The organism is Microbispora hainanensis, assembly GCF_006874475.1.
Classification (GTDB): Bacteria; Actinomycetota; Actinomycetes; order Streptosporangiales; family Streptosporangiaceae; genus Microbispora; species Microbispora hainanensis.
The window spans coordinates 1-289 of the sequence record NZ_VIRM01000231.1; the positions used below are offsets into that span (position 1 = coordinate 1).

Annotated in this window: 1 protein-coding gene; it reads right to left on the reverse strand. The window is 69.2% G+C overall.

All coding sequences use genetic code 11. The annotated features are described in order from the left end of the window. Positions 1-289 (reverse strand): HAMP domain-containing protein (locus FLX08_RS40245; protein ID WP_142625466.1); only part of this gene is annotated, 289 nt, incomplete at both ends.

Consider the following 289-nt stretch of genomic DNA (forward strand, 5'->3'; position numbering starts at 1 on the left):
GTGGTCACCTGGGCGATGGAGCGCACCTGGTTGGTGAGGTTGTCGGCCATCGAGTTGACGTTGTCGGTGAGGTCTTTCCAGGTGCCGGCGACGTTGGGCACGCGGGCCTGGCCGCCGAGCTGGCCTTCGGTGCCGACTTCGCGGGCGACGCGGGTGACCTCGTCGGCGAACGCGCTCAGGGTGTCGACCATGGTGTTGATGGTCTGGGCGAGCGCGGCGACCTCGCCCTTGGCCTCGACGGTGATCTTCTGCGACAGGTCGCCCTTGGCGACCGCCGTGGCGACCTGGG